This is a genomic window from Micromonospora sp. URMC 106, from assembly GCF_051386395.1.
Taxonomy (GTDB): Bacteria; Actinomycetota; Actinomycetes; order Mycobacteriales; family Micromonosporaceae; genus Micromonospora.
The window spans coordinates 1-4,239 of the sequence record NZ_JBPQTP010000204.1 but is presented as its reverse complement, the minus strand read 5'-3'; the positions used below and the strand labels follow the sequence as shown (position 1 = coordinate 4,239).

Genomic DNA, 4,239 nt, shown 5'->3' with positions numbered 1-4,239 from the left:
CCCCCAGAACCCCACCCACCGCGGACCGAGTGAGATCAAGCCTCCCCGCCCGGAGCGGGCGGCGCTCCCCCGAAACCCCACCCACCGCGGACCGGACGGACTGCTGGTGCCGCTCGGGGCGACCTACACCGACACCGTCGAGACCGCCGGCGCGATGGCTCGCGACTTCGCGGAGACCCGGCAGGCCCGGTCGCGAGACCGATCGGGCTGGTCACACCCCCTTGGGGTGCCAGACGGTCTTGGTCTCCAGCAGCGTGGTCATCCGGGTGATGCCCGGGTCGGCGGACCAGTCGTGGTCGGCCGGGGCCGGCCGGAGCACCCGCTTGAGGTTCTCCGCCGCCTTGACCTCCAGCTCCGCCGCCAGCTCGGCGTCCGTCACCCCGGTCAGGTCGATGGCGTTGACGTCCATGTGGGCGGCCAACGTCGGCACGGTCTCGGTGATCCGGCCGGTGAGCAGGTTCACCACCCCGCCGGGCAGGTCGGAGGTGGCGAGCACCTCGGCCAGGGTCACCGCCGCCAGCGGCTGCGTCGGCGAGGTCGCCACCACCACCGTGTTGCCGCTGACGATCGCCGGGGCGATCACGCTGACCAGGCCGAGCAGCGCCGGGGACTCCGGGGCCACCACGGCCACCACGCCGGTCGGCTCGGGCGCCGACAGGTTGAAGTAGGGCCCGGCGACCGGGTTGGCCCCGCCGTACACCTGGGGGAGCTTGTCGGACCAGCCCGCGTACCAGACCCAGCGGTCGACGGCCGCGTCCACCTCGTCGCCCGGCACGCCCAGCGCGACGAACTGCTCGCGCCGGCCCTCCAGCATCTCGGCGACCCGGTAGAGGATCTGACCCCGGTTGTACGCGGTCGCCCCGGCCCAGCCCTTCACGGCGGCGCGGGCGGCGACGACGGCGTCCCGCGCGTCCTTGCGGGAGGCGAGGGAAACGTTGGCGTCCTGCACGAGATACGACCGTCCCGACTCGCTGCGCGGGAACTTCCCGCCGATGAAGAGCTTGTACGTCTTGCGTACCGCGACCCGCTCAGACATTGAGGTAGCCCTCCAGCCCGTGCCGGCCGCCCTCGCGACCGTAGCCCGACTCCTTGTAGCCGCCGAACGGCGAGGTGGGGTCGAACTTGTTGAACGTGTTGGCCCAGACCACCCCGGCGCGCAGCCGGTCGGCCATCCACAGGATCCGGGAGCCCTTGTCGGTCCAGATCCCGGCCGACAGCCCGTACGGCGTGTTGTTGGCCTTCTCGACGGCCTCGGCCGGGGTGCGGAAGGTCAGCACGGACAGCACCGGCCCGAAGATCTCCTCGCGGGCGATCCGGTGCGCCTGGGTGACCCCGGTGAAGATCGTCGGCGCGAACCAGAAGCCGCGCTCGGGCAGCTCGCACGGCGGCGACCAGCGCTCGGCGCCCTCGGCGGACCCCGCGTCGGACAGCTCGCGGATCCGGGCCAACTGGGCGGCGGAGTTGATCGCGCCGATGTCGGTGTTCTTGTCCAACGGGTCGCCGACCCGGAGCTGCGCCATCCGCCGCTTCAGCGACTCCAGCACCCGGTCGGCGACCGACTCCTGGACCAGCAGCCGGGAGCCGGCGCAGCAGACGTGCCCCTGGTTGAAGAAGATGCCGTTGACGATCCCCTCGACCGCCTGGTCGACCGGGGCGTCGTCGAAGACGATGTTGGCCGCCTTGCCGCCCAGCTCCAGGGTGAGCTTCTTGCGGGTGCCGGCCACCGAGCGGGCGATGGCCCGCCCCACCTCGGTCGAGCCGGTGAAGGCGACCTTGTCCACGCCCGGGTGCTCGACCAGCGCCCGGCCGGTGTCGCCCGCGCCCGTGACGATGTTGACCACGCCGGCCGGCAGGTCGGCCTGCTGGCAGATCTCGGCGAAGAGCAGCGCGGTCAGCGGGGTCGTCTCGGCCGGCTTCAGCACCACCGTGTTGCCGGCGGCCAGGGCCGGGGCGATCTTCCACGCCAGCATCAGCAGCGGGAAGTTCCACGGGATGACCTGCGCGGCCACGCCGACCGGCTTCGGGTCCGGCCCGAAGCCGGCGTGCTCCAGCTTGTCGGCCCAGCCCGCGTAGTAGAAGAAGTGCGCGGCGACCAGGGGCAGGTCGACGTCGCGGGACTCCTTGATCGGCTTGCCGTTGTCCAGCGACTCCAGCACCGCCAGCTCGCGGGAGCGCTCCTGGATGATCCGGGCGATCCGGAACAGGTACTTGGCCCGGTCCCGGCCCGGCATCGGGCCCCAGACCCGCTCGTACGCCTCCCGGGCGGCGCGGACCGCGCGGTCCACGTCCTGCGCGCCGGCCTCGGCGATCTCGGCGAGCACCTCCTCCGAGGCCGGGTTGACCGACTTGAAGGTGCCGCCGTCGCTCGGGTCGACGAACTTCCCGTCGACGAAGAGCCCGTACGAGGGCTTGATGTCCACCACCGAGCGGGACTCGGGGGCGGGTGCGTATTCGAACATCGGCTCTCAGTCCAGGGTGAAGTAGTCGGGACCGGAGTAGGTGCCGGTCGTCAGCTTGGTGCGCTGCATGAGCAGGTCGTTGAGCAGGCTGGACGCGCCGAAGCGGAACCAGTCCGGGTCCAGCCAGTCCGCGCCGACGGTCTCGTTGACCATCACCAGGTACTTGATCGCGTCCTTGGTGGTCTTGATGCCGCCGGCCGGCTTCACGCCGACCTGCCGGCCGGTCGCGGCCCGGAAGTCGCGCACCGCCTCCAGCATCACCAGCGTCACCGGGGGCGTCGCCGCGACCGGGACCTTGCCGGTGGAGGTCTTGATGAAGTCGCCGCCGGCCAGCATCGCCAGCCAGGAGGCGCGGCGCACGTTGTCGTACGTGGCCAGCTCGCCGGTCTCCAGGATCACCTTGAGATGGGCGTCCCCGCAGGCCTCCTTGGTGGCGACGATCTCGTCGTACACCTCCTTGTAACGCCCGGCCAGGAACGCGCCCCGGTTGATCACCATGTCGATCTCGTCGGCGCCGGCGGCGACTGCGGCCCGCGTGTCGGCGAGCTTGACCTCCAGCGGGGCCTGCCCGGACGGGAAGGCGGTCGCCACGCTGGCCAGGTGGACGCCCGAGCCGTGCAGCACCTCGGCCACGTGCGGGACCATCGCGGGATAGACGCAGACCGCGCCGACGTGCGGGCAGGACGGGTCGGCCGGGTCGGGGCGCAGCGCCTTCGCGGCCAGCGCCCGCACCTTGCCGGGGGTGTCCGCCCCCTCCAGGGTGGTCAGGTCGACCATCCGGATCGCCAGGTCGATCGCCTGTGCCTTGGCCGTGGTCTTGATGGAGCGGGTGCCGAGCTGTGCCGCCCGCTGCTCCGCGCCGACCTGGTCCACGCCGGGCAGGCCGTGCAGGAAGGTCCGCAGAGCGGTCTCGGATCGTCCCAGCTCGGAGAGCTCCGACCGGGCCGACGTCGCTGTCGCCGTCATGCCCCGAAGTCTACGCATCCGACCGCCGCGTGATCTTGGTCACGGTGCGGTCGGCCGGCCGGGTGGTGAGCGGCGTCGCTGGTCGGGCCGCACCCGCAGTGCCGGGGCCGGCGGACCGGTAGGTTGAGCGATCGTGGACGTACACGTCATTGACCATCCGCTCGCCCAGTCGCGGCTGACCGCCATGCGGGACGCGCGCACCGACTCCTCCTCGTTCCGGGCGGCGCTGCACGAACTCACCACCATGCTGGTGTACGAGGCCGCGCGCTCGTTCCCCGTCGAGAAGTACCCGGTGCAGACCCCCGTCACCGGCACCGAGGGCACCCGGCTGGCGAACCCGCCGCTGCTGGTGCCGGTGCTGCGGGCCGGCCTGGGCATGGCCGACGCCGCGCTCGGCCTGCTGCCGGAGTCGTCGATGGGCTTCGTCGGGCTGGCCCGCGACGAGGAGACGTACGAGCCGCGCGCCTACATGGAGTCGCTGCCCCGGGACCTGAGCGGCCTGCCGGTGCTGGTGCTCGACCCGATGCTCGCCACCGGCGGCTCGCTGGAGCACTGCTGCCGGCTGCTGGCCGACCGGGGCTGCACCGACATCACCGTGCTCTGCGTGCTCGCCGCGCCCGTCGGCATCGAGCGGCTGGAGCGCTCCGGCCTGCCGCTGCGCCTGGTCACCGCCTCGATCGACGAGGGCCTCAACGACCGGAAGTTCATCGTGCCGGGCCTCGGCGACGCCGGCGACCGCCAGTTCGGCGGCATGCCCCGCTTCTAGGCGGCGCCCACGCCATCCCGCCCGCCCCGGCCCGCCGGGGCGGGCGGG

Annotated in this window: 4 protein-coding genes; 1 reads left to right on the top strand and 3 read right to left on the bottom strand. The window is 72.6% G+C overall.

Annotated features, from left to right (window positions below):
* Positions 1-211: 211 nt before the first annotated feature.
* Genes ACSNOB_RS31560 through deoC form a run of 3 tightly spaced genes read right to left on the bottom strand, consistent with a single transcriptional unit; the run spans position 212 to position 3,425 of the window.
* Positions 212-1,036, bottom strand: coding sequence for an aldehyde dehydrogenase family protein (locus ACSNOB_RS31560; protein WP_393102442.1), 825 nt, complete (start codon positions 1,034-1,036; stop codon positions 212-214).
* On the bottom strand, positions 1,029-2,459 hold the full coding sequence (locus ACSNOB_RS31555; RefSeq protein WP_436691044.1) for an aldehyde dehydrogenase family protein: 1,431 nt from the start codon (positions 2,457-2,459) through the stop codon (positions 1,029-1,031). The genes ACSNOB_RS31560 and ACSNOB_RS31555 overlap by 8 nt, the downstream gene beginning before the upstream one ends.
* 6 nt (positions 2,460-2,465) lie before the next feature.
* Positions 2,466-3,425 (bottom strand): deoxyribose-phosphate aldolase, encoded by a 960-nt coding sequence (gene deoC / locus ACSNOB_RS31550; RefSeq protein ID WP_436691042.1) that lies wholly within the window; start codon positions 3,423-3,425, stop codon positions 2,466-2,468.
* A 133-nt stretch (positions 3,426-3,558) separates the two neighbouring features.
* On the opposite strand from deoC, the gene upp reads away from it, so the two are divergent.
* On the top strand, positions 3,559-4,191 hold the full coding sequence (upp, locus tag ACSNOB_RS31545; RefSeq protein WP_091097998.1) for a uracil phosphoribosyltransferase: 633 nt from the start codon (positions 3,559-3,561) through the stop codon (positions 4,189-4,191).
* Positions 4,192-4,239: the final 48 nt, after the last annotated feature.

Coding starts and splice junctions, on each gene's coding strand:
- deoC (WP_436691042.1), bottom strand. CDS start 3,425: ATGACGGCGACAGCGACGTCGGCCCGGTCGGAGCTCTCCGAGCTGGGA.
- ACSNOB_RS31555 (WP_436691044.1), bottom strand. CDS start 2,459: ATGTTCGAATACGCACCCGCCCCCGAGTCCCGCTCGGTGGTGGACATC.
- ACSNOB_RS31560 (WP_393102442.1), bottom strand. CDS start 1,036: ATGTCTGAGCGGGTCGCGGTACGCAAGACGTACAAGCTCTTCATCGGC.